This window comes from Streptomyces sp. NPDC001890 (genome assembly GCF_042891445.1).
GTDB lineage: Bacteria > Actinomycetota > Actinomycetes > Streptomycetales > Streptomycetaceae > Streptomyces.
Genome location: NZ_JBIATE010000011.1, coordinates 1 through 23,349, shown reverse-complemented (window position 1 = coordinate 23,349; position 23,349 = coordinate 1). Strand labels below are relative to the sequence as shown.

Here is a 23,349-nt window from a genome sequence, read left to right as displayed (position 1 = left end):
TGATCCAGTTCCCGTAGGAGAAGGAGCACCTCATGTCAGTGCGCACTGTGCTTGCCGTGGCCGGAGCCGGCCTGATCGGCGGTTTCGTGCTCGCCGAACCGGCGGCCGCGGACCCTTCCGTCCAGCCGGTCGCCGCAAGTGTCTACACCCTGAGCGTCGGCCGTATCGGATCTTCCTTGGCCGCGCTGGTCGGCCTTCTCGGAGCGGTCAACGGCGGCCTGGCCATGACCCGCCCCACCGGTCAGGGCCACATCGGCACCTGGGTCCGGGGGAAAGGGGCCGTCACGGCTCTCGTGGCGGGCCTGATTGCGGTGGCCGTCGGCGGGGCGGTCGCGGCCACCGCCGACGGTGGTCTGGGCACCGGCAACGGGCTGGGCGGCGCCTACGTCGCCATGCTGGTGGGCCTGGTCGCCGTCACACTCGGTTGGTTCGCCCGCTCCCGCCGAACTGGCTGACCGAAACGCGAATTCCTGGGAGGGTCCGGCTGTGGGCCTGCCTTCGCGCGGGCCCGCGGCCGAGCCGGCTGGCGCCGATACCGCCGCCTGCTGTGGAAGCGCGGGATCAAGCCGATGATCGCCCGACGCGGCGTCGCCCACGGTTCTCGGTCGGGCATGGTGCGTTGGGTGGTCGAGCGCGCCTTCGCCTGGCTGCACCAGTTCAAACGGTTGCGTATCCGCTACGAGCGACGCGCCGACCTCCATCAGAGTCTTCTCGAACTGGCCTGCAGCATGATCTGCCTGCGAAGACTCCAGCAGAATCGCCGCTCGCCCGGTCAGTGCGGGCCCCGCCTCACCTCTCGGGCGTGGCAGCGATGGCAGAGCCCTGCTGGGCGCGATCGCGGTCACGGGCGTGAATGCGGCCGGGGGAGGGGAAGCCGTCGTGCCGGGCGAGCAGGGCAGTCAGCACGGAGGCAGCCAGCAGGGCGGAGGCCGTCCACGGCAGGGCCCGTGTCCCGGCGCCGTCCAGGACGGCGCCGCCGAGCAGCGAGCCGCCGGCCATGCCGATGTTCCAGCCGGTGACCCAGAGGGAGTTGGCCGTGTCGGCATCGAACGGGGCCGCCTTCACCCCCGCGGTCTGCGTCAGGGTCGGAATGCCGCCATGCGTTACGCCCCAGAAGACCGCACCGAGCACCATGGCCACGGTGCTGTGCCCGACCGCGCCGAATACTGCAAGGCACGCAGCGGCCAAGGCCAGCAGGACGACCGTGGCGGCGCGCAGCCGGCGGTCGGCGGTGACTCCGGCGAGCCAGACACCCCCCATGGAGCCCAGCCCGAACAGGAACAATACGGTGCCGGTGCCGACAGCCGGCCCTGCTTGTTCAACGAAGGGAGCGATGTAGGTGTAGAGCACGTAGAACCCGAGGACCATCAGGAGCGACGCGATGTTGATGGCAGGGATTCCGGGCGTACGGATTGTGCGCATCAGCCCGGAGCCGCGGTTCGCCGTCTCGCCGGGCAGCTGCGGAAGATGCCACAGTGCGGCGGCGGCCAGGGCCACGGCCAGCACGGTGAGCAGCCCGAAGGTGGCGCGCCAGCCGATGAGTCCGCCGAGCGCGGTGCCTGCCGGAATGCCGAGCGACAGCCCGACGGTCATGCCGGCCAGCGCGGTGGCGATCGCCTTGCCGCTGTGCTGAGGGGCCAGCCGCGCGGCGTAGGCCGGGACCATGGCCCACAGCAGGCCGGCGAACACCCCGGAGACGACCCGCGCGGCAAGCGTCAGGGCGAAGCCGGTGGACATCGCCGTCACCACGTTGGTGGCGGCGAAGCCGAGGAGCAGTGCCAGCAGCAGGGTGCGGCGGGGCAGGATCAGGGTCCAGGCGGTCATCGGGATCGCGGTGAGGGCCGCGGCCAGTGCGTAGAGGGTGATCAGCAGCCCCGCACGTGCCTCGCCCACGCCGAGGTCGGCGCTCATCGCGGGCAGCAATCCGGCCGGAAGAGCCTCGGTGAGGATGGTGACGAACGCGGATCCGGCCAGCACCAGGAGCCCACTCAGGGGCCAACTCGCGCTGGTGGACGGGGGATTCGCGGAATGCGGAGAGTGGGTTTCGGAGATCATGCCCGGAGGCTAAAACCCTCACGTCTGCGTGAGGGTCAAATCCGGGCCCCATCGCTCCGCTCTCACGCCTCCGTGGTCGCGCGGGCCGCTTTCCGGGCGGCCCGGAGATAGGCGTCGACGGCATCGCGATTGCGGGTCAGGCACCGGATGCGACTGTCGAGGTGCTCCCGCTCGGCGGCCACCTGGTCGAGCATGTGCGTACAGGGGACCTGTGGCAGCAGATCCGACGGACCGTCGAGGTAAGGCAGGATGTCGCGGATGATCCGGGTGGGCAGCCCGCACTCGATGAGCCCGCGGATCTGCCGGACCACCTCGTCGGCTCCGTCACAGAAGTCGCGGTAGCCGTTGCTGCCCCGGGCGGGCCGGATCAGCCCCTCCTCCTCGTAATAGCGCAGCGCGCGCACGCTGACACCGGTCATCCGCGAGAGCTCGCCGATCTTCATGTGTCCCACCTCACGCCATCGTCCGATTGACCCTCACGCTCACGTGAGGGTTTTACGTTACTGCACCTCGGCCCCCGACAGGAAAGGCTCACCCACATGTCCGACCCGAGCACTACCGACCGCATCGACCCCCAGATCCACCAGGGTCTGCGGAACCTGCACGCGCTGACCGGACCTGGCGGTCTCATCAACTTCGCCATCCCGCGCCAGCGCGAGCTGTACGAGGAGATGAACCGGGCAGCCCTCGCGGCGCTGCCGCCCAATGACCGAGTGCAGTACGAAGACCTCGCCGTGCCCGGCCCGGCCGACGGCCCGGAAGTGAACGTACGGGTCTACCGCCCCACAGAAAGGACGGACACCGCGCCCCTCCCAGGCATCCTGTACATCCACGGCGGCGGCATGATCACCGGCAGCATCCTGACCGACCACCGGCAGGTGCTGCCCCTCGTCGAAGCGATCGACGCGGTCGTCGTCTCCGTCGAATACCGTCTGGCACCCGAACACCCCGACCCCGCCCCCGTCGAGGACTGCTACGCCGCGCTGCTGTGGATGTCCCGCAATGCCTCCGCGCTCGGTGTCGACCCCGGCAGACTGGCCCTCTACGGCGGCAGTGCGGGCGGCGGCCTGGCCGCCGGCGTCGCCCTGCTCGCCCGCGACCGCGGCGGCCCTCACCTGGCCTTCCAGATGCTGCCCTACCCGATGCTCGACGACCGCAACACGACACCGTCCAGCCACGAGATCACCGACATCGGCATCTGGGACCGCGCCGCCAACCTCCAGGGCTGGCAGTCCCTCCTGGGCGACAGGCTCGGCACCGACCACGTCAGCGTCTACGCCGCGCCCGCCCGGGCCGACGACCTCAGCGGGCTGCCGCCCACATACCTGGACGTCGGCGACCTCGACCTCTTCCGCGACGAAGACATCGCCTACGCCAGCCGGCTCATGCAAGCAGGCGTCCCCGTAGAACTCCACGTCTATCCCGGCGGTATCCACGCCGGCGAACTGCTCGCCCCCGACGCCGAGCTCAGCGCCCGCATCACCCACTACCGCATGACCGCACTCAACCGGGCCCTGAACCCGTCCCCGGCAGCGGGCGGACGCCTGTAGCCCAACCGGAATCGGGTCGAACCGCGCTCCGCACCGCTGCCGTGCCGGTCTGCCCGCCCCAACGGCTCCACTTCGCGCCGGTTCCTCGCGTGCTCCTCTCCATCGCGCTTGCCGGACCCGCCCCCCATCCGGCAGAACTGGACACGTCCCGGCGCTGTCAGGGCCGCTCTCGCCCTCCCCGGCATCACCCGGATCAGGCTGCCCTCGGCTTCAACCCGACTGCTGCGACAGCGGGTTGGTGCAGCTCTTCCCTCTCCACTCGAACCAACAGCGCCTCACGGCGCAAACAGGAGTTGTGCCGGAGCCCCGGAACGGACCGCAGAGTTCGCCACCTTGGGAGGCAACCGGGCCGCCCCGAGGATCGAACGCTCCGCCTTTCTGGGCGGATCCGACGAAGGCGGTCCTTCAGGCGTTTCGCTGTTGGGTGAAGGGCCCGTACAGGGCTGCCCATTGCAGGAGCAGGACGGTCTTGCCATCGGTGATGCGTCCGTCGCGGGTCATGGCGAGGGCCTCGGCGAAGGGAAGCTCAAGGACCTCGATGTCCTCACCTTCTTCCTCAAGTCCTCCACCCGTGCCGACCCGGTCGGCCGCGGTGTAGGGGGCGGCGAAGAAGTGGAGGCGCTCGGTGACGGAACCCGGGCTCATGTAGGCGTCGAGCACGTGGGTGAGCGGGCCGAGCCTGACGCCGAGTTCCTCGGCGCTCTCGCGGCGGATCGCGGTGGGTGGGTCTTCCTCGTCGAGCAGTCCGGCCGCCGCCTCGATGAGCATGCCGTCGGGGTGGCCGTTCGCATAGGCCGGATAGCGGAACTGACGGGTGAGCAGGACGCAGCCGCGTTCGGTGTCGTGGGGCAGGACGACGGCACCGTTGCCGCGGTCGTAGGTCTCACGCTGCTGCGTCTCCCACCGTCCGTCGCGGCGCCGGTAGTCGAAGGTGGTGCGGCGAAGGACGTGCCAGCCCTGGGAAGTGAGTTCGACATCGCGAACCCGGACGTCGGGGTTGCGGTCGAGGTCGCGTCCGGCGAGGTGGAGACCGGTGCGCCCACGGTGATCGGGGGTGTCGACACCCGGGCGGCTCGTCACACGGTCTCCTGCGGGGTGCGGCGGGGTATCTCGGCGATGTCGTGGTAGACGGGCAGGCCGCGGTGGCGGGCGGTGGCGACATCCTGGTCGGCGCCGGCGGATTCGCCCGGCAGGCGCAGCACGGCGTCGCAGTGGGCGAGCAGCCGGTCAGCGGTCGGGTAGAGCACCTGGTCGGCGAGGGGGTCGGTGGGGCCCGCGTCGGCGGACCGGAGGACGGGGAGGGCGATCCATTCGCCGATCACGGGGAGATGGCCGGCCGCGAAGACGGGCCAGGCCGCGGTTTCGAGGCGGGCGAGGTTGGCGGCCATGGCCTGCGGGTTGCCGTCGGTGCCGGAGCGGTACGGGCCGGCGATCAGAATGAGCAGAGGCTTGTCGATCACGATGGCTAAGATACATGCAGAATCGTGCAAGAACGGGAAGGAACATGAATGCTGGCCGCTGAACGACGTGAGTACCTGCTCGATCTGCTCGCCCGAACGGGAAAGGTCGTGGCCAAGGATGTCGCCGCAGAGCTGGGCATCTCCGAGGACAGCGTGCGGCGCGACCTGCGGGACCTCGCCGCTGAGGGGCTCTGTCAGAGGGTGTACGGCGGCGCGCTGCCCGCGTCTCCCGCAGTGGTGGATTACGACGCCCGGCAGACAGTGGCCCGGGACGGCAAGCAGAAGGTTGCCTCAGTGGCCGCCGCACTGGTGCGGCCTGGCAGCTCGGTGATCCTTGATGGCGGCACCACCGCCCTCGCCGTGACCCGGGCGCTTCCGAAGGACCTCGCCTGCACTGTGATCACCCACAGTCCGACGATCGCCACCGCTCTGATCGACCACCCACGGGCGGAGCTCTTCCTGCTCGGAGGGCGCGTCTTCAAGCACTCGGCGGTCACCTGCGGGGCCGCCGCAGTCGAGGCCGCGCAGAACGTCTCCGCCGAACTCTGCCTGCTCGGCGTTACCGGCGTCCATCCCGAGGCCGGACTGACCACCGCGGACGCCGACGAGGCGGCCATGAAACGTGCCCTGTCCGCACGGGCCGCGGACACCTACATCCTCGCCTCCTCCGAGAAGATCGGGACGGCCTCGCCGTACCGCGTCCTGCCGTGGGAGAAGACCACCGGGCTGATCACCGACGCCGATCCCCACGACACGGCCATCGAGCAGCTCAGGACACTCGGCGTGGAGGTCCTCGTAGCCAGATGAAAAGCCGAACCCGGGATCTCGGATGAAAAGCCGAACCCGGCACCTCGGACGGGCAGAAGAGCCGAGGCGACAGCAGGACTCCCCGTCCCCAGGCAGTGCCCACCGCACCCCCGGCACGCCACACCGCCAACGGCTCCCACCCTCCCCAGCACGGAACTTGGCATCCTCCCACCCCTCAGGGCGGCAATGCCCGCCGCGGCACCTCCTGACCGACCCCGCACAACCGGGCCAGAACCTCCCGCCCCACCGTGTTCAGCACCACCTCGCCATCCGTCCGCACACCCCCGCTCTCATGCCGGGGCCGGGAGCCGCGCCGCTGCCGGCACGACCTCAGGGCTTTCGCCTCCGTCCCGTAGTAGGCCGCGACGCGGTCGATCAGCGACGACGTCGTCTCCCGGGCGAGGGGGCAACACGCAAGACCCCGCAGACAAGACTGCCGCCATGGACGGGCCCGCTGATACCGGACACCTTGCACCCTTTTCGCTGTACCTGATGCCTCGGAGGTGAGGAAGCGGTCCGGGGCGGTCAAGGCCCACACGCACTGCCGCGCGGCCGAGAGGACCTCTCTCGCGTCCGGCCGAGGGCCCACTGCATCCATGGAGTCATCCTGTCGGTTCGCGCCGATGGCCTGCGCTGCCTCTGGCCCTCTGTCGCAGACCGGATCGCTGGTCAGAAAGTGTTGCCGCTCGCGGCATCTCGTCATGAGTGCCCGACGGGCGGTGCATTCCGGCTGTCATGTGTCGAGCTCGCGTCCTCGGAGGCGGCCCTCACACGGTTGCGGAGCGTGCCGATCTGCTCGACCTCGACCTCGACGACGTCGCCGGGGCGCAGATGGCGACCGGAGAATATGCCGGCGCCGCGCGGCGTTCCGGTGAGGATCACGTCTCCGGGCTCAAGGGTCTGATAGCGGGAGAGGAAGGAGATCAGGTCGGGCACGCCGTGGATGAAGCTGCTGGTGCGGTCGTCCTGGCGTACGTCACCGTTGACCAGGGTGCGCAGCCGCAGGTCGGGTGCCGCGGTGAACTCGTCCGGGGTGACCAAGCAGGGGCCGAGCGGTTTGAAGGTGTCGAAGCTCTTGGCCACTCCGATGGACGCGGTCGGATCGCCCGACATCGCGCGCTGTTGGATGTCGCGCGCGGAGACGTCGTTGGCGATGGTCAGGCCGGCGATGTGGCTCACAGCCTCGGTGGCGGATACCGCGCTCGCGGACCGGCCGATCACGACGGCCAACTCGCCCTCGTAGTCGACATGGTCGGCCGCGACGGCCGGGAGACGAATGTCGTCGCCCGGTGCGGTGACCGCGGATCCGGCAACCAGCTGGAAATTCGGCTCGGCGGGCAGGGTGATGTCGGGCCGTCCCATCGCGGCGAACATCTCCAGGGCCTCCTCCGCGTGGCTGGGGTAGTTGAGGCCGATGATCAGGATCTTCCCCGGCCGGGGAACGGGGGCGTGCACGCGGACCTCGCCGAGGGCGACGCGCCGGACCGTTGCCGCCGCGCGTGCGGCGTCGATACCCGGCCCGTGCAGGAGGGCGCCCAGGTCGGCGAAGGGGAGGTCGAGTACGGAGAGTTCGCCGGGGCTTTCCTCCCTGGCGATGCCCAGGGCTGTGCTGTACAGGCGCATCACGGACTCCGGTGTGTTGGGGACATGTTCTCTTGTTCATGAGTCAAGACATCTCTTGTTCTGAAGTCAAGAGTGCATCGGTTGCCGAGTCGCTGTTCTCGGATGCAGCCAATGGGGGGCGGGGGTGTGCTGCCCAAAGCGTGATGCAGAAGGCTGTGCGGCGGGTATTTCTCCTGCAGGGGTGGGGTGTTGCGGGCTGAGTCGTTGTGGGTGGAGACGTTCACCGGGCTACGGATGCGGCAGTTCGGCCGGCCGCTGAATGCCGTGCGTGAACGGGGCGGTGACGGGCCCGGCGGGGGTCGGCCGTGGTGCCTGCCGTCGGCTGACCGGGTCCTGCTGGTAGCGGTCCACTACCGGACCGACCTCACGATGCGGCAGCTCGCGCCGCTGTTCGCCCGCTCGTCGGCCACCGTATGCCGGGTCATCCAGCGACTGCGACCGCTCCGGGCCATCGAGCCGGCCACCTGCCCCTGCGACGCCGTGGAGCGGCTGTGGATCGTGGGTGGCGCCCGCTCCTGCCCGGCCAGGGAACGGGCAGCGCGGAACATCGACGCGTGCTGGTCCGCGTGGAACACACCCTTCGCCCGCACGAAGCACTACGAGATCCTCCGCGACTGCCGACAGCACGGAAACGGAAACGGCCTCGACTGCGCCGTCCGAGCCGTCGCCACCCTCCACAACCACGCCCTCGCCGCATGATCCACAACGTCACGGAACCCGGCTCCACCCGCCCGCCCACGGCCTTCTGCGACACGCTTTAGGCTGGGCTGCTATGCCAAGGAACCGTCAACAGATCCCGAAAGCCGAGCGCGAGGCCGCCCTGGTCGACAGCGCCTGGGAGCTCTTTGCCGTCAAGGGATACAAGGGGACCAGTCTGACCGAGGTCGGAAAGGCGGCCGGCGTCGCGGCCAACGCCGTGCGCTGGTACTTCCCGACCAAGGATGACCTGTTCGCTGCCGCCCTGGACCGCCTCTTCCTGCGCGAACGGGAGCGTGTGGAGGCGGATCCTGTGATCGGGGGGGATCCGCAGCGGCAGCTGGTGACGTTCCTTGCCGACCTGGAGGTGTATCGCGGGCTGCACCGGGAGGCGTATGTCCGCATGGGTGAGTCGCCCGCCCTCGCCGAGGTCTACTCCCGCATGCGGGAATGGCTGGAGGGGCGCCTGCTCGCGGCCGTGGCGAACCGGCTGCCCGAGGGGGGCGATGTCGCGCCCGTGGCGGATATGGCACATGTGCTTTTCGAGGGGCTGCTGGTCAGCGTCCGGGGGCTGGACCGGTCGACAGGGGAGTTGGTCGACCTCCTCGTGGAGGCGCTGGAGGCCGTCGCGGGGGCACGCTGACACCGATCTCTTGACTGTCATACAAGAGGCTGCCTAAAGTTCTCTTGTATGACAGTCAAGAGGGCTGTCGTGCCCTCGATAAGGAGGTCGCCACCTCATGGCTTCTCCAGGCAAACTCGCCCACATCGTCCTGCGCACCGGCCGTCTGTCGCCCATGACCGACTGGTACGTCCGCGTCCTCGAAGGCCGCGTCACCTTCGCCAACGAGGCCCTCGCGTTCCTGACCTACGACGACGAGCACCACCGCGTCGCATTGGTCGCCACCGGAGCGTCCGAGCGTCCGACGGACGCGCACACCGGCCTGCACCACGCGGCCTTCACCTACACCACGCTCGGAGATCTGCTCCAGACGTACCAGCGGCTGAAGAGGGGCGGCATCCTGCCCTTCTGGTGCATCAACCACGGTCCGACCACCTCGATGTACTACGAGGACCCCGACGGCAATCACATCGAGCTCCAGATCGACAACTTCGCCACCGAGGAAGCCCTCGACGAGTGGTTCCGGTCCGGAGCCTTCGAAGCCAATCCGATCGGGGTCGTGTTCGACCCGGACGACCTGGTGCGTCGCTTCGATGCGGGTGAGTCCTTCGCCGAACTGGTCAGGCGCGCATGACCGACATCGACGCCCCGGTCGTCATCATCGGAGCCGGCCCCGTGGGGCTCGCCACCGCGCTCGTCCTGGGCCGGCACGGCGTCCGCAGCGTGGTCTTCGAACAGTACGACGGGATCAATCCGCACCCCCGGGCCCATGTCGTCAACACCAGGTCCATGGAACTGTTCCGCACCTGGGGCATCGCGGACGCCGTCCGAGCGGAGGCGGCCGACCCGGCCTGGGCCGGCACCATCCTCTGGAAGCAGACCCTCGCCGGGGAACCACTGGGCCGCATCGACCTCGCCGAAGGCCCGGAGGACCAACTACTGCGCCGGATCCATGCTTCGGCCGAGCAGCTCACCTCCTGCGCCCAGGACCGTGTACAGCGACACCTCCTCGATGCGGTACTCGCCCAGGGCATGGCCACCGTGCACTACAGCACCACCGTCGTGGAGGTGACAGACCTCGGCGACTGCGTCGACGTCACCGTGGAAGGCGCGGGCGGGCGGCAGATCCTGCGCACCCGTTACGCCGTGGCGGCGGACGGGGCGACCGGGGGGATGCGCGACAGGCTCGGCATCGCGATGGACGGCTCCCCGGTTCTCGGCCACCAGCTGAACATCTATTTCCACGCCGATCTCTCCCCGTGGATGGGAGAGGATCCCGCTCTGCTGGTCTGGTTGATCAACAGCGCCTCCCCGGGACTCCTCATAGGGATGGACGGTGTTCGCCGGTGGACCTTCCAGCGGAGTTTCGACCCGGCTGTCGAATCGCCGCGGGACTACCCGCCCGAACGATGTGCCCGGATCATCCGGGAGGCCGTCGGAACCACCGAACTCGACGTGGACATCCGCTCCGTGGGGCCGTGGACCATGACGGCCCGGACCGCCGAGACGTACCGCAGCGGCCGTGTGTTCCTCGTAGGCGACGCGGCTCACCAGTTCCCGCCGACAGGCGGCCTGGGGATGAACAGCGGCCTCGCCGACGCGGACAACCTCGGCTGGAAACTCGCCGCCGTACTGAGGGGCGGTGCTTCCGACGCCCTACTCGACGGGTACGAGCGTGAACGCCGTCCCGTCGCCGTCGACAACGCCCGCCACAGCATGCTCAACGCCATCAAGATGGCCGAGGTCGGGATCGGGCCCGAAACGACCAGGATCGCCGCCCGCCTCGAAAGCCCCGACCCGGCAGTCGCCGCGGCGGAACGCCGACGGATCGCGGAGGCCATCCCGCCACAGCGCCCGCACTTCGACGCGCTCAGCCGAGAGATCGGATACGTCTACGGAGCGGCCCGGCACGACGACGGCGCCCCGCTCCCGGCCACCGGCCACACACCGTTCGCCGCCCCCGGAGCACGACTACCGCACGCCTGGATCGAACGTGCCGGCGAACGGGTTTCCACGCACGACCTCCTCATACCGGGCTTCACCCTCATCACGGGGCCCGGGGGAGCCAACTGGGCCGATGCCTTCGCGGGGACCGGGGAGAACGTGGCGAAGCGGACCGTTGTGATCGGCCGGGACGTCACCAGCCCGGACGGCCACTGCCCCGAGTTGCTCGGGATCGGTGAGGACGGAGCCCTTCTCGTCCGGCCGGATGGTCACATCGCGTGGCACAGCGCCGAGGGATCATCCCCTGCCTCCGCGCTCGCCGCCCTGCTCAACGCAGCCGAGCAGTCCGCATAGCCCGGCGCGGAGCACGTCCATAGGGCGCCGGGCCGCGCGCCCGGCGCTCTTCCAACCCTCACTCCCGGTCTTCTGACCCGTCCGGTGGCACGGCCCGCCCGCCGCCGGGCCCTGGCTCGGCGTCCTCGCCACCGCAGCGTTCCGACGCTCCGGCGTTTCCGCTGGAAGACCGAGTTCGACGGCCGCGGTACGCCTGCCTCGCGGAGGTCGCAGTTCCGGCCGACGCCAACCGGTACTGGCCTGTGCCGACCTGCGATGACCGCCGGTCACCAGCGCAGTCCCGCGCCGGCCCGCACAATCCCGCGCCGACCAGAGCCCCCCAGTACTGACACACACCATGGCCGAGCCCTGCGGCACGGCTGTTTCGGGCGCCCGCCCTTGCCGTGCCGGGCCGGCTCCTCGTCCGCCCCGACGGCCACAGATGCCCCATCCGGAGGAACGCAGTGGTGACCCCCCAGAAAGCAACCGGCTCCCGCCCCACGCTTCAGGATCGATACGTACGCGAGGAAGGCATCATTCACCTCACCGGCATCCAGGCCCTCGCCCGGCTGCCGCTCGACATCCGTCGCGCCGACCGTCGCGAGGGCCGCGGCACTGCGGGATTCGTTTCCGGATACGAAGGCTCGCCGCTCGCGGGGTACGACATGGAACTCGCTCGCTGCGGGTCCCTTCTCGACGAGTGCGACATTGTCTTCCGCCCAGGCGTCAACGAGGAACTCGCGGCGACGGCCGTCCAGGGCACCCAACTCGCCTCGGCGCAGCCGGACAAGCGCGTCGACGGCGTCACGGCCATCTGGTACGGAAAGTCCCCGGGCCTCGACCGCGCTTCGGACGCCATCCGGCACAACAACCTGATGGGCACCCACCCGGATGGCGGCGTACTGGCCCTGGTCGGCGACGATCCCGCCGCCAAGTCGTCGACGGTCCCCGGCGCCTCCGAACTGCTCCTCGCAGACCTGGGTCTGCCCACGCTCTACCCGTCCGACCCCCAGGAAGCCCTCGACTTCGGGCTGCACGGCGTGGCCATGTCCCGGTCGTCCGGACTGTGGGTGGCGCTGAAAATCGTGACGGCCGTCGCCGACGGCTCCGGCACCGTCGACGTGAGTGCCGGACGGATGTCACCGGTCGTTCCGGACCTCGCGGTCGACGGAGTGCCGTACCGCCACACCGTAGGCAGCCGGATGGTGCAACCGGCCCTCGGCGATCTGGAACGCAGCCGGGACGGCGCACGCCTGGAGATCGCCCGTCGCTACGCCGCCGCCAACAACCTCAACCGGATCACCAGAACGGGCCCCGACGACCGCATCGGCATCGTCGCGGCGGGCAAGACCTTCCTCGACATCCGCCAGGCCCTGCACATCCTCGGACTCGACGACGCGGAACTGGAGCACCGCGGTGTGCGACTGCTGCACCTCGGCATGATCCACCCACTGGAACCCACGGTCGTCGAACGGTTTGCGAGGGGACTGCGCCACATCGTTGTCGTGGAGGAGAAGCGGCCACTCGTCGAGACCGCCCTCAAGGACCTGCTCTACGGCCAGAGTGACCAGCCGTCCGTCTCCGGCAAGCGCACACCCGACGGTTCTGCCCTGCTTCCCCTCGACGGAGAACTCGATCCCGACACCATCGCCGCACGCCTCGCGCCCCATCTGAACGAACTGGGCGAATTCCCCACCGTGCAGAGCTGGTTGGAGAAAATGCGGGCAACGAACCGACGCAGGACCCTGCCGCTTCTGCCCCTGCTCACCCGCACTCCCTACTTCTGCTCCGGCTGCCCCCACAACCTCTCGACCAAGGCGCCCGAGGGCGCCGCCGTCGGGGCCGGGATCGGCTGCCACGCCATGGTCACGCTCATGGACCCCTCCCAGGCCGGGGACGTGATCGGCATGACCCAGATGGGGGGCGAGGGCGCCCAGTGGATCGGCATGCAGCCCTTCCTCGCACGCGACCATCTGATCCAGAACCTCGGCGACGGCACCTTCCACCACTCCGGCAGCCTCGCCATCCGCGCTGCGGTCTCGGCAGGGGTGAACGTCACCTACAAGCTGCTCTACAACTCGGCGGTGGCGATGACCGGCGGCCAGCAACCCGTCGGCGTCATGCCCGTGCCCGCGATAGCCCAAGGCCTCCTGGCCGAGGGCGTCAAGCGCATCATCGTCACGACCGAGGACGTCAAACGCTACCGGCGGGTCACGCTTCCGAAGGGCGTCGTCGTCTGGCACCGCGACCGGCTGCCCGAGGCCCAGGAGGTGCTCGCCCGGATCCCCGGTGTCACCCTGCTCCTCCACGATCAGGAATGTGCGACGGAACTCCGGCGCAAGCGCAAGCGCGGCCTCGCGCCCGAGCCCGTCGAGCGCGTGATGATCAACGAGCGGGTGTGCGAAGGGTGCGGCGACTGCGGACAGCAGTCCAACTGCCTCTCCGTGCAGCCCGTCGACACCGAGTTCGGCCGCAAGACCCGGATCGACCAGTCCTCCTGCAACAAGGACTACGCCTGTCTGGCGGGGGACTGTCCCTCGTTCCTCACCGTAGTTCCCGCCGGCGGAAAGCCCGTCTTCACCCCCGTCCCGATGCCGGACGACGCTGCTCTGCCCGATCCGGAGCCTGTCGTACCGGCATCCCACACCACCCGGATCACCGGCGTCGGGGGCTCCGGCGTGGTCACCCTCGCCCAGATCCTCAGCACCGCGGCTTCACTCGCGGGCCGGCACGTCCGGGCCCTCGACCAGACCGGCCTGGCCCAGAAAGGCGGGGCGGTGGTCTCCGACATCAAGATCACCAAGGAGGCGACGGATCAGGCCGGCAAGGCGGCCCTGGACGAGTGCGATCTCTACCTCGGCTGTGACCTGCTCGTCGCCGCCGATCCCGGACAACTGACGACGGCCGCCCCGGTGCGAACAGTGGCGGTCGTCTCCACAGCAGAGGTCCCGACCGGACAGATGGTGATCGACCCGCGGGTGTCGTTCCCACCCGTCGAATCACTCAAGGAACGGATCAGGACAGAGTCCAGGGACGCGGTCTTCCTCGACGCTCGTCGGCTCGCCGACGACCTGCTGGGTGAGGACCAGTTCGCCAATCTCCTGCTCGCGGGCGCGGCCTACCAGACCGGCGGGCTGCCGCTGCCGGCCCGTGCCATCGAAGAGGCGATCACCCTCAACGGCGTGAAGGTCGAGGCGAACCTCAAGGCGTTCCGTCTCGGCCGCCAGGCCGTCGCCGACCCCGAGGCCTTCGCCGATCTCCTGGCGGGGCGGGCCGCCGCCGCACCGAAGCCGGAGCACGGTCTGTCCGCCGAGGCCCGGCGCATCCTCGAACTGGTCGGTGCCACCCCCGAGTCGGATCTCGCCCGGCTCCTGGCGGTCCGGGTACCGGACCTCATCGCGTACCAGAACGCCGGCTACGCAGCGAGGTACGCACGCTTCGTCGAGAAGGTACGTCAAGCAGAGGGCGAGAGCGTGCCCGGCTCGACCGAACTCACCGAGGCCGTTGCCAGGCACCTGCACAAGCTGATGGCGTACAAGGACGAGTACGAGGTGGCCCGGCTCTCCCTTGACCCCGAGGTCGAGCGGGAGGTGAAGGCCCGCTTCGGGGACGGCGCGCGGATCTCCTACCGTCTCCATCCGCCCGTACTGCGAGCACTCGGAATGACTCGCAAGATCGAACTCGGGCCCTGGTTCAAGCCCGCTTTCCAAGCACTGGCCGCGATGCGCAGGCTCCGTGGCACCTGCCTGGACCCCTTCGGAGCGGCACGCGTGCGCCGTACGGAACGGGCCCTGGTCGTCGAGTACGAGGCCACGATCACCGAGGTCTGCCGGAATCTCGACGAGGGCAGCCACGGCTTGGCCATCGAGATCGCCTCACTGCCCGACATCGTGCGCGGCTACGAGGAGATCAAGATGGCATCGGTGGCGCGATACCGGGCCCGGTCCGCGGAACTCGTCGGCCGGCTGTCCCCGGAACGCAAACGCACAACTGCCGACACGGGGGCACCCCGGCACGTGTTGTGAACGCGGCACACACTGACCGCCATGAACGCGCGGGTGGCTCAAGGCGCCCCGAACTCGGTGATGCGCCCGCACGACCAGAAGGGCGCGGCCCACCGAATCGGCCGGCACCACCTCCTGTTCCGGACGGCCACCTGCAGCGGGACCGGGGTCCCCATGGGGTATCGGGTGGCCTGGCCGGCCCTCCCGCCGCGATGCGCGGGCCCACAGCATGTCGAGGCAGATGGGGGGACCGCCGTCGTGAGCCGGCCGCTCGGGCTGTGCACGCGTCGGCTCCCGTCCGGTCCGGCCGCAGCCAGACTTCCTGGACCGCGTCCTCCGCCTCGCTGTGCGAGCCGAGCATGCGCTGGGCGACCGTGGCGACATCGACATCGACATCGACGGCGGCACCGACATCGACGGTGAGTTCGGGCCGTGCCGGGCGGCCGTCGTCGAAGAGAGCCAGGACGTCCAGGCGGGTGGTGCCGACCGTGGACCTGCCTGCTCTCCCGGCCGCAGCGCCGTGGCGGGCGTGAAAGCCCGTCCTTCGAAGCTTGCGGGGACCTGGCGGAAAGGGCCGTCAGGTAGTTCACCGGGGCGGGCGAGGGAAGTGACGAGACGGTACAGCGTCGCCTGGCACGGCGCGGGCACGATGCCCGCGCCGTGCCGGTCTTCGAGGCTCCGGCTGATCAGCGGGAACAGGCCGTTGATGGTGTCCTTGGAGCGCCCCCGCTGACCGCACAGCACATCCCTGACCGAGGTCACGACCCGAGGGGCCCCGAGTCGGACACGCTGCATCTGGGGAGCGGGAGTTTCAAGGCGGTCAACAGTTACGAGGACCTGATCACGCTCTGCAGGACCAACAGCTTCCGGGCAGCACGCGGGTTTTCGCCGCGAACGGTTCGCGCAAGGCCATCCGCGATGTGCGTGTGGGCGAGGTGGGTACACGCCACGGACCCGGAAGCCGGGCAGTCGGCGGCTCAACGCGTGACCGACACGTTCCGCCACGACACCACACGCCTGGTGGGCATATCCATCGGCGGCGGACTCCTGATCAGCACGGCGGGCCACCAACGACGAGGTGAAGCCCGACGACAACATGATGGCCAACATGGCGAAAAACAAAGGGGTGGCGACGAAGTGGACGGACCAGGCGACCGCAGTCGGGCCATTGACCAGGCCATGGCGAAGAGTACCCGGAACGCCTCGTGCCAGAGGGCCTCCACGGGGACTGACCCAAGCCCGCCGGTACAGGGCGGAACAGTGAGAGGTTCTGCCCCACCCCTGCGCAATTGGCAAGGCGCTCTCCAGCCGCTCGCGGATCACCCCCGACCTCATCGACAGCTTTGCCGAGCTGTACGACGTCATGGTGGAAATGCGGGCCAGGGAGGGCCGGCCCTCCCTGAGCGACCAGCAGACCGCTGCCGTCCCACAGCCTCTGATCGGCAGCTCTCCGAAACCGAAACTGGTGACGCCGGAGGAATCACAGCGAGACGTTCCGAAGAGCGAGAGCCGCTCCGCCCGCCACCTCAGTACTGTGGCTTCGCATGACCGAGATCGAGATCACCGCAGAACTGGTACGCGAGCTGCTGCAGGAGCAACATCCAGACCTTGCGGGGCTGACCATCCGCGAGGTGGCGGGCGGCTGGGGCAACCAGATGTGGCGCCTCGGGGACGAGCTGGCCGTACGCATGCAGCGCATGGACCCCACCCCGGAGCTCCAGCTCAACGAGCGGCGGTGGCTACCCGTGCTGGCTCCGCGCCTGCCACTCCCGGTGCCGACCCCGGTGCGGCTCGGTGAACCGTCCGAGCGCTTCCCCAAGCACTGGACCGTGATGACATGGGTTGCCGGCGAGCCACTGGACCACAGCTCGATCAGCCGCGGTGCCCACGCGGCCGACACGCTGGCGGGCTTCCTCCGGGCGCTCCATGTGGAGGCGCCCGCCGAGGCGCCGAGCGCTGCGGATCGCGCTGCCCATCCCAGCAACTGCACGGACGACTTCGAGAACTTCTTCCAGGCCGTTGCCCCCGACGACATCGCTGCCGACATCCGGGCTGTCTGGGACGACGCCGTTGCAGCCCACGCGTGGGAGGGCCCGCCGGTGTGGGTGCACGGCGACCTCCATCCCGCGAACGTCGTCGTCTCGGACGGGACACTCTCGGGCATCGTCGACTTCGGTGCCATGTTCGCCGGCGACCCGGCGTGGGACCTCGCCGCCGCATGGGTGCTGCTACCCGCGGGCACGGCCTCACGGTTCTTCGACATGTACGAGCATGCAGACGAGGCAGCGATCCGGCGAGCCCGCGGGCTGGCCGCCATGAAGGGCCTCTTCCTGATGCTCATGGGGCAGAACGGAGACAGGGGCCTTCCCGGAGGCAAGCCGAACTGGGGACCTGCAGGCCGGGCAGCGCTTGATCGTGCCCTGAAGGGCGTTTGATGCAGGCCTCGCTCAGGGGCTGTTAGGGACGTTCCGTCGAGGTCCTCGCCCTGAAGCGCTGCCCACCTCCAAGGTCCTGATCGGCCTCGGCGGCGACGGGCAGCCGGTCTGCGCCGACCTTCCTCTGCGGACCGTCGTCCCCATCTCCTCGCTCGGGCGAGGTTCGTGTGCTTCACCAGTCCGACTCGGTGGGGAACTGGCTGCGTCTCGTCAGTACTCCTCACCTCGCCGTTTCGGTTGAGAGGAGGCCGGAAGCGGGGAGGAAATACGAAAGTGCCTTCTGAGCTGGGACGATGAACAGGTGGCGAGAGCACGGGCTGCGCGATCGACTCGATCCTCCGGCGGGCGTAGGATGCGGCGTCGCAAGCACCCTCGCATAGGCTGGCCGCCTCATCGACGCACCGCGACGAGGATCAGCCCATGCGCAGCAGCACCAGGATCCGCCTGATAGAGCCCACCGACGCCGCCCCGATCGTCGCGCATCGGGTGCGGGACTTCGAGGCTTTCCGGCCCTGGGAACCGGCCCAGCCGGCCGGCTTCTTCACTCCGGAGGGCCAGGCGGAGCGGATCGACAGCCTGCTGGCCGGATACCGGGCCGGCACGGTCTGGCCGGGCGTTGTGCTCGCCGACGACCAGGTGATCGGGCAGGTCACCGTCGGAGGCATCCTGCCGCAGCCGCATCTGCGCCGCGGCTCCGTCGGATACTGGATCGCCGGCGTCGCCCAGAACCAAGGGCACGCCGGGCGCGCCGTCGGGCTTGTACTCCGGGTGATGACGGACGAACTCGGGCTGCACCGCGCCGAGGCATCCACCAATCTGGAGAATCTGCCGTCGCAGCGGGTGCTGCGCCGCAATGGGTTCAGCCCGCACGGCGTCGCGCACTCCTCGATCTTTCTCGACGGGAGCTGGCGGGACGGACTGCTGTGGGAGCGGATTCTCGGCGACTGACCGAGGTCTGGGCGCCATGGCCGACCATCACGCCTACGGCTGCGCTCCCTGGACGACCCGATCTCGATCGACACCGCCGACACCTCCGTCATGGCCCAGATCTCCATGAAGCTTTCGGCCCTCTTCGCCGACATGGAGCGCATCTTCATGCTCGAACGTGCCGCCGGCGCCCGGGAGGCGAAGAAGAGGCGCGGCAAACGCTCCGGCCCCAAACCGAAGATCACCACCAGCAGCGCAAGGCGGTCAAGGCGTTCAGGGACGACGAAGACCGCGACGTCAGCAAAGAAGACAGCCCGAAGCAGCACACAGCATGAGCCAAAGGCCGTGCGGGGGACGGGTAACTGGACTGTCAGTGCTGACGCTCGGAGTCCCCCGTATGGCTGGTGAGCACATGATGCGTCGCTACTCCTCCTTCGCCCGACCGCCCTCAAGACGGACAAGGGACCCGACGCGGTGTTGGAGGCGCTTGACGCCGCCGACAGGTCCGCTTTCCCGCCTGCGCGCGACCTGCCGCCGCTCCGAGATGCGCTCACCGCGTTGGAAGGGGTGCACGGCGTCACCGAGGCGCATCGCTACGCGACCGCGAAGATCAAGGCGTACGGCGCCCAACTCCGCCATGCCGACACACACCGGGCCGAGGTGCTGACGCACGTGCTCAGCCCCTGTAGCCGGAACCTGGCACCCGGGAGCAGGGTCGGGGAGGAATTCGACGACGGTGGTGTGCTGCACTGGCCGTCTGGTGATCAGCGATGCGGCGACCAGGGAAGTGGTGGCGGTGCATGCTGCCCGCCCAGGTACCGGGCTGCTGTCGTGGGGTCCGGCCGGACGGCTTGCGGTCGTGGTGCCCGAACACAACGACGAGGGCGCGCGCCCGGGCGTGAGGATCGTCAAGGTGACCGGGGAGCACGACTACGACCTGGATCTGGCGCTCCGTCCGGCCGGGAACAACATGCCTGACCTCACTACGTGGGTGTGGCCGCCGGATGGCAGTCGGGCCGCCTGCTTGACCGACGAGGGCCGCGTCGAGGTATGGGACATGAGTGAACGCCCCGTACGACTTCGGGTGATTGAGGTACCTGAGGACGCCGACGGGGTGCTGTGGGGCGCGGACGACGTGCTCGTCATTATCACCTCGCTCGACGAGGGCGGCGGAACGTTCCCGGGGCTGCGGTTCATCGGGGCCAACACCGGTGAGGTGGCCGGCGCATTTAGCCGTGGTCCGCATACGGCTTCCGAGGCCGGCGACAGGCCTTCCTCGGCAGCGGTATGCCGAGTGAAACTCAGTACCCGCTCGACGGACTGTGAAGAAGCCCACGGCACGTATCTGACGTACTCCGGGTGGCCTCCTGGTAGGGCTTGTCGGGGCCTCCGTCCTGGCCGGCGTGGTGTTCCGCTCGGGCCGGCGCAAGGGCAAGAAGCGGCTTACGGCGGCGGTCCCGGCGGTGCCGGCGCTGCTCGGCGAGTCCGTTGTGTCCTTCGCGGCTCTGTGCCTCATCTTCGTGTACGCGAACTGACCTCCTGTTACGACAGGTCGGCCCGCCAGGCGTTCACAGAGAGGACGCGTCGTCACCCTCACCTACCGGATGAACCGGTCGCTGCGCCGCTTGACGGTCCTGAACACCGTCTGGCCCGCAGCCGCCCCTGGCCCGAGGCGCAGGCGCCTTCGAGAAAGGGCTCCGTGTGAAGCTCAGTGTGTAGCCGCCTCCAGGCCGCTCCCTCCGATGGCCGGGGCTTCGGGTCGTTCAAGGCATTGATCACTGGAAGGTCCCTCAGCCTGTGCTCGTAACGGTCGTGGACTCGGCCTGAGAAGCGGCCGCGGCCCAGACATGGAGGGCCGCCTGCGCGACCTGTAGCCACCACCTCGACCATGCCGAATGTGGAGGTCGAAACCGCCTCGGCCTCCCCATCGTTGATCCCCTCGAACAGCAGCGACTCCCAGAAAAGCGTGTCGGTCTGCATGACCAGCACCGTCACCATTCTCATCCGACCACGGCATCGAACGGACGACATCTGAAGGAGCGTCACTTCTGTCTGTCGTGCGACACGGCGTACGCCGTCTCGCACGAGCCGGGCTCCTCGCAATCGAGCATCGAGGTAATGCTCCGAGACGCCCCCGAGATCCGTGCCAGAACCGAGAAATGACAGCGGCCGTGGGACGGCTGGTCCCGGATTGGCATCATCCGGTCAAGGACTGTGCTCGATCACAGCCTGGTGGCCAGCCAGATGGTCACGGCCGCGGCGGCGGTGAGCCAGACGTTGAGTACGATCCTGCGGTCTTCGCCGGTCAGGTGGACGGTGATCGCACCGATCTGCAGGAGGACGAAGCCGATGGCTGCGGCCGGCGCCAGCGAGGGCGCGATGCCGGTCAGCGGTGGCAGGACCAAGCCGGCCACGCCGAGTATTTCGGCCGTCCCCAGCGCCCTGAGGGCGGGCAAGGGTATGCGGTCGACCCAGGCCATCATCGATCGGAGCTGATCGCGGCTGCGGATCACCTTCAGTGTGCCTGAGTAGAAGTAGAAGAGTGTGAGCGGTCCGGCGACGATCCAGTACGCGATATTCATCGTTTCCGTTCATGGGCCACCGGTTCATGGAGCCCTCGATTGCGCCGTTGGCCGGAAGAGCCCTGGAGAAGGCTTGGTCAGTCGTCCGAAGGATCAGCCCCGCGATCGAGAGGAGGGCGGCCGGGCCGTTCCATCCATCGACTTCAGGCGAGGTCGGTGGCGGGCTCGGTCGCGTAGCGGCTCATCGCGTCGATGCCGGCCTGTCGCGTCAGCGGCCGGCCGCCGGCGAACACCTCCTGGAGGTCGCGGAAGTACTGCACGTACAGGTCGGGGGTGAATGTGCTCAGCATGACGGCGGGTTGGTCGGTCGGGTTGGCGAAGGTGTGAGGGGTACCGGGCGGAACCATCACGAGCGTGCCCGTGGTGGCGTCGCAGTCCTCGTCCCCGACGGTGAACCGCACGGTGCCGGAGAGGACGTAGAAGCCCTCGTCATGCTGGGCGTGGCGGTGCTGCGGCGGTCCCTGGGTATGCGGGGCGAGGACGGACTCGGCGATCGCGAGGCGGTGCCCGGTGTGGCTGCCGTCCTCCAGAATGCGCATGCGCGTGGTGCCCAGAACGATCGTCTCGCCGTCGCCGGGACCCACCACCGATACGGCGGGGTCGGCCTGCGGCTCGCTGGTCTTCGCTTCTTCGGTCATGCTTACGAGTGCACCGCCGGGACCCCGCCAATGTCCAAGACCCATCCCGCAAAGCCAATACCCCGTGGGTATCGTTGCAGCGTGGAGCTACGGACCTTGCGCTACTTCGTGGCGGTCGCCGAGGAACTCCACTTCGGCCGGGCCGCCACCCGACTGCACATGAGCCAGCCGCCGCTGAGCCGGGCGATGAAGCAGTTGGAGGCCGATGTCGGGGCCCTGCTCTTCGCCCGCTCGCGCACCGGCGTCACGCTCACTTCGGTGGGCACGGTGCTGCTCGACGAGGCGCGGGCCCTGCTCGACCACGCCGACCGCGTCCGTGTACGCGTGAGCGCGGCGGCCGGCGTCGCGACCATCACAGTCGGCATCCTGGGAGATGGCACCGATCCGGGAGTGTCCAGGCTGGCCGCCGCCTACCGCCGAAGTCACCCCGGCATCGACATCCGCATCCGCGACACTGACCTGACCGACCCGACGTGCGGGCTGCGCGCCGGGCTGGTCGACATCGCCCTGACCCGGGCGCCGTTCGACGAGACTGCCCTGACGGTTCGTGCGCTGCGAACCGATCCGGTCGGCGTGGTTCTGCGCGCCGACGATCCGCTGGCCCGCCGCGACCGGCTGCGGCTGGCCGAGCTGGGCGACCGCCGCTGGTTCCAGTTTCCGCAGGGCACTGACCCCGTCTGGCAGTCGTATTGGAACGGCGGCAGGCCGCGCGAGGGCCCAGTGGTGCGCGCCGTCCAGGAATGCCTGCAGGCCGTGCTGTGGAACGGCACGGTCGGCCTGGCCCCGCTCGCACACGACCTGCCCACGGAGCTGGCCTTGGTACCGCTGATCGACATGGCGCCGAGCCGAGTGGTCGCAGTGTGGAACGAAGGTGACACCAACCCGTTGATCCGATCCTTCGTCAAGATCGCGACAGCCGCGTACCGCCACTGAGCACCGGCAACCGGCGCTGCCGCATCCCGTGAACAATTCGAACGCCGCGGTCTCACTTCGTCTGCTCGGCCCGGTCAAGGGCCTCAACGCTCCGAGCAGCTCCCCTCCCGCCCGACAAGAACCGAGCGCCGGAGCAGCAGTTGGACGGCAGCTGCGTCAGGTTCGGGGGCGGATCCGGGAACTGGAAATCACGGAGGGTCAGGAGCTGCGCGCCCAGCAGCGGGCCAGCCGCCGCACTGAGGGAGCCGGACGTCGAGCTGCGCCGGATTTGCAGGCCCGAGACGGGGGGAGGGCTGGATCGGTGTGGCTGAGCGCCCCGGTTTCGGGGCATGTTCCGAGCAGACCGGCGGGAGGCGTGGATGGGCCTTGATGAACTGCAGCAGCAGGCCATGCGAGTACGTGATCTGTACGACCGGCTGAACCTGCGTGAACGGGGGCGGGTCTGGACGCGGGAAGAGTTCATGCTCGGCTTCGTGGGCGATGTCGGCGACCTGGCCAAGCTGGTCATGGCCGAAGAGGGAGCGCGGGACATGCCGGGCGGGCGAGCGGCACTGGAGCACGAGCTCGCGGACTGTCTGTGGTCGGTGCTCATCCTGGCCCGCCGCTTTGACGTCGATCTGGCGACCGTCTTTTGTCGCACGATGACTGAGCTTGTTCTTTATCTACCAAGATCTTCCGGGCTTGCCGATGGCCTTGAGGGTCTCGGGGCGTTTGACGGTTTTGCCTACGTCGTAGCGGGG

The 23,349-nt window shown here is 69.1% G+C and carries 19 protein-coding genes and 2 pseudogenes; 14 read left to right on the top strand and 7 right to left on the bottom strand.

Annotation, left to right across the window (positions count from 1 at the left end):
• The first annotated feature begins 32 nt into the window (after positions 1–32).
• Together ACFYY1_RS24710 and ACFYY1_RS24705 are read left to right on the top strand one after the other, a co-directional pair.
• Positions 33–455 carry a DUF6223 family protein gene (locus ACFYY1_RS24710; protein WP_388589216.1) on the top strand — a complete coding sequence of 141 codons (423 nt, stop codon included), beginning with the start codon at positions 33–35 and terminating at the stop codon, positions 453–455.
• Between the two features lie 78 nt (positions 456–533).
• A pseudogene (locus ACFYY1_RS24705) lies at positions 534–752 on the top strand (transposase); the annotation flags it as partial.
• A 37-nt stretch (positions 753–789) separates the two neighbouring features.
• Here ACFYY1_RS24705 and ACFYY1_RS24700 read toward each other — a convergent pair.
• Positions 790–2,055, bottom strand: coding sequence for an MFS transporter (locus ACFYY1_RS24700; RefSeq protein ID WP_388589214.1), 1,266 nt, complete (start codon positions 2,053–2,055; stop codon positions 790–792).
• A gap of 62 nt (positions 2,056–2,117) precedes the next feature.
• Positions 2,118–2,498, bottom strand: coding sequence for a MerR family transcriptional regulator (locus ACFYY1_RS24695; RefSeq protein ID WP_388589213.1), 381 nt, complete (start codon positions 2,496–2,498; stop codon positions 2,118–2,120).
• Positions 2,499–2,594: 96 nt separating this feature from the next.
• Here ACFYY1_RS24695 and ACFYY1_RS24690 point away from each other — a divergent pair, with 96 nt between their 5' ends.
• A complete protein-coding gene (locus ACFYY1_RS24690; RefSeq protein WP_388589211.1) occupies positions 2,595–3,605 on the top strand; it encodes an alpha/beta hydrolase in 1,011 nt (336 codons plus the stop codon).
• Between the two features lie 405 nt (positions 3,606–4,010).
• Here the strand turns inward: ACFYY1_RS24690 and ACFYY1_RS24685 are convergent, their stop codons facing one another.
• Positions 4,011–4,685 (bottom strand): NUDIX domain-containing protein, encoded by a 675-nt coding sequence (locus ACFYY1_RS24685; protein ID WP_388589208.1) that lies wholly within the window; start codon positions 4,683–4,685, stop codon positions 4,011–4,013.
• Positions 4,682–5,065, bottom strand: a complete 384-nt coding sequence (locus ACFYY1_RS24680; RefSeq protein WP_388589206.1) for a DUF4406 domain-containing protein — start codon at positions 5,063–5,065, stop codon at positions 4,682–4,684. Before ACFYY1_RS24680 ends, ACFYY1_RS24685 begins: the two co-directional genes overlap by 4 nt.
• Before the next feature lie 48 nt (positions 5,066–5,113).
• On the opposite strand from ACFYY1_RS24680, the gene ACFYY1_RS24675 reads away from it, so the two are divergent.
• Positions 5,114–5,872 (top strand): DeoR/GlpR family DNA-binding transcription regulator, encoded by a 759-nt coding sequence (locus ACFYY1_RS24675; protein ID WP_388589203.1) that lies wholly within the window; start codon positions 5,114–5,116, stop codon positions 5,870–5,872.
• 699 nt (positions 5,873–6,571) lie between these two features.
• On the opposite strand, the gene ACFYY1_RS24670 is transcribed toward ACFYY1_RS24675, so the two are convergent.
• Complete coding sequence (locus ACFYY1_RS24670; protein ID WP_388589200.1) at positions 6,572–7,495, bottom strand: fumarylacetoacetate hydrolase family protein; 924 nt, start codon at positions 7,493–7,495, stop codon at positions 6,572–6,574.
• Between the two features lie 234 nt (positions 7,496–7,729).
• Here ACFYY1_RS24670 and ACFYY1_RS24665 point away from each other — a divergent pair.
• The 8 genes and pseudogenes from ACFYY1_RS24665 to ACFYY1_RS24630 all read left to right on the top strand — a co-directional run bounded on the left by ACFYY1_RS24665 (position 7,730) and on the right by ACFYY1_RS24630 (position 19,991).
• Positions 7,730–8,194: pseudogene (locus ACFYY1_RS24665) on the top strand (transposase family protein).
• Positions 8,195–8,267: 73 nt separating this feature from the next.
• Complete coding sequence (locus ACFYY1_RS24660) at positions 8,268–8,834, top strand: TetR/AcrR family transcriptional regulator (RefSeq protein WP_388589198.1); 567 nt, start codon at positions 8,268–8,270, stop codon at positions 8,832–8,834.
• Between the two features lie 97 nt (positions 8,835–8,931).
• Positions 8,932–9,447, top strand: coding sequence for a VOC family protein (locus ACFYY1_RS24655; protein WP_388589195.1), 516 nt, complete (start codon positions 8,932–8,934; stop codon positions 9,445–9,447).
• Complete coding sequence (locus ACFYY1_RS24650) at positions 9,444–11,111, top strand: FAD-dependent monooxygenase (RefSeq protein ID WP_388589194.1); 1,668 nt, start codon at positions 9,444–9,446, stop codon at positions 11,109–11,111. The genes ACFYY1_RS24655 and ACFYY1_RS24650 overlap by 4 nt, the downstream gene beginning before the upstream one ends.
• Before the next feature lie 446 nt (positions 11,112–11,557).
• The gene (locus ACFYY1_RS24645; RefSeq protein ID WP_388589193.1) at positions 11,558–15,115 is read left to right on the top strand and encodes an indolepyruvate ferredoxin oxidoreductase family protein; all 3,558 of its coding nucleotides are present in this window, start codon (positions 11,558–11,560) and stop codon (positions 15,113–15,115) included.
• Between the two features lie 1,523 nt (positions 15,116–16,638).
• Positions 16,639–17,529, top strand: coding sequence for an aminoglycoside phosphotransferase family protein (locus tag ACFYY1_RS24640; protein ID WP_388589191.1), 891 nt, complete (start codon positions 16,639–16,641; stop codon positions 17,527–17,529).
• Between the two features lie 420 nt (positions 17,530–17,949).
• Positions 17,950–18,477 carry a GNAT family N-acetyltransferase gene (locus ACFYY1_RS24635; protein ID WP_388589189.1) on the top strand — a complete coding sequence of 176 codons (528 nt, stop codon included), beginning with the start codon at positions 17,950–17,952 and terminating at the stop codon, positions 18,475–18,477.
• 1,382 nt (positions 18,478–19,859) lie between these two features.
• Positions 19,860–19,991 (top strand): hypothetical protein, encoded by a 132-nt coding sequence (locus ACFYY1_RS24630; RefSeq protein WP_388589187.1) that lies wholly within the window; start codon positions 19,860–19,862, stop codon positions 19,989–19,991.
• A 687-nt stretch (positions 19,992–20,678) separates the two neighbouring features.
• Here ACFYY1_RS24630 and ACFYY1_RS24625 read toward each other — a convergent pair.
• Both ACFYY1_RS24625 and ACFYY1_RS24620 read right to left on the bottom strand, forming a co-directional pair.
• Positions 20,679–21,038 (bottom strand): DoxX family protein, encoded by a 360-nt coding sequence (locus ACFYY1_RS24625; RefSeq protein ID WP_388589184.1) that lies wholly within the window; start codon positions 21,036–21,038, stop codon positions 20,679–20,681.
• A gap of 143 nt (positions 21,039–21,181) precedes the next feature.
• Positions 21,182–21,676: a cupin domain-containing protein gene (locus ACFYY1_RS24620; RefSeq protein ID WP_388589182.1), complete on the bottom strand. Its 495-nt coding sequence runs from the start codon at positions 21,674–21,676 to the stop codon at positions 21,182–21,184.
• Positions 21,677–21,772: 96 nt separating this feature from the next.
• On the opposite strand from ACFYY1_RS24620, the gene ACFYY1_RS24615 reads away from it, so the two are divergent.
• Both ACFYY1_RS24615 and ACFYY1_RS24610 read left to right on the top strand, forming a co-directional pair.
• A complete protein-coding gene (locus tag ACFYY1_RS24615) occupies positions 21,773–22,609 on the top strand; it encodes a LysR substrate-binding domain-containing protein (RefSeq protein ID WP_388589648.1) in 837 nt (278 codons plus the stop codon).
• A 359-nt stretch (positions 22,610–22,968) separates the two neighbouring features.
• On the top strand, positions 22,969–23,349 hold a 381-nt coding region (locus ACFYY1_RS24610), incomplete at its 3' end, for a hypothetical protein (protein WP_388589180.1).

Bases quoted from the DNA above. Each gene is read 5' to 3' on its own strand.
- ACFYY1_RS24710 (WP_388589216.1), top strand. From the start codon at position 33: ATGTCAGTGCGCACTGTGCTTGCCGTGGCCGGAGCCGGCCTGATCGGC.
- ACFYY1_RS24700 (WP_388589214.1), bottom strand. From the start codon at position 2,055: ATGATCTCCGAAACCCACTCTCCGCATTCCGCGAATCCCCCGTCCACC.
- ACFYY1_RS24695 (WP_388589213.1), bottom strand. From the start codon at position 2,498: ATGAAGATCGGCGAGCTCTCGCGGATGACCGGTGTCAGCGTGCGCGCG.
- ACFYY1_RS24690 (WP_388589211.1), top strand. From the start codon at position 2,595: ATGTCCGACCCGAGCACTACCGACCGCATCGACCCCCAGATCCACCAG.
- ACFYY1_RS24675 (WP_388589203.1), top strand. From the start codon at position 5,114: ATGCTGGCCGCTGAACGACGTGAGTACCTGCTCGATCTGCTCGCCCGA.
- ACFYY1_RS24670 (WP_388589200.1), bottom strand. From the start codon at position 7,495: ATGCGCCTGTACAGCACAGCCCTGGGCATCGCCAGGGAGGAAAGCCCC.
- ACFYY1_RS24660 (WP_388589198.1), top strand. From the start codon at position 8,268: ATGCCAAGGAACCGTCAACAGATCCCGAAAGCCGAGCGCGAGGCCGCC.
- ACFYY1_RS24655 (WP_388589195.1), top strand. From the start codon at position 8,932: ATGGCTTCTCCAGGCAAACTCGCCCACATCGTCCTGCGCACCGGCCGT.
- ACFYY1_RS24650 (WP_388589194.1), top strand. From the start codon at position 9,444: ATGACCGACATCGACGCCCCGGTCGTCATCATCGGAGCCGGCCCCGTG.
- ACFYY1_RS24640 (WP_388589191.1), top strand. From the start codon at position 16,639: ATGACCGAGATCGAGATCACCGCAGAACTGGTACGCGAGCTGCTGCAG.
- ACFYY1_RS24635 (WP_388589189.1), top strand. From the start codon at position 17,950: ATGCGCAGCAGCACCAGGATCCGCCTGATAGAGCCCACCGACGCCGCC.
- ACFYY1_RS24625 (WP_388589184.1), bottom strand. From the start codon at position 21,038: ATGAATATCGCGTACTGGATCGTCGCCGGACCGCTCACACTCTTCTAC.
- ACFYY1_RS24620 (WP_388589182.1), bottom strand. From the start codon at position 21,676: ATGACCGAAGAAGCGAAGACCAGCGAGCCGCAGGCCGACCCCGCCGTA.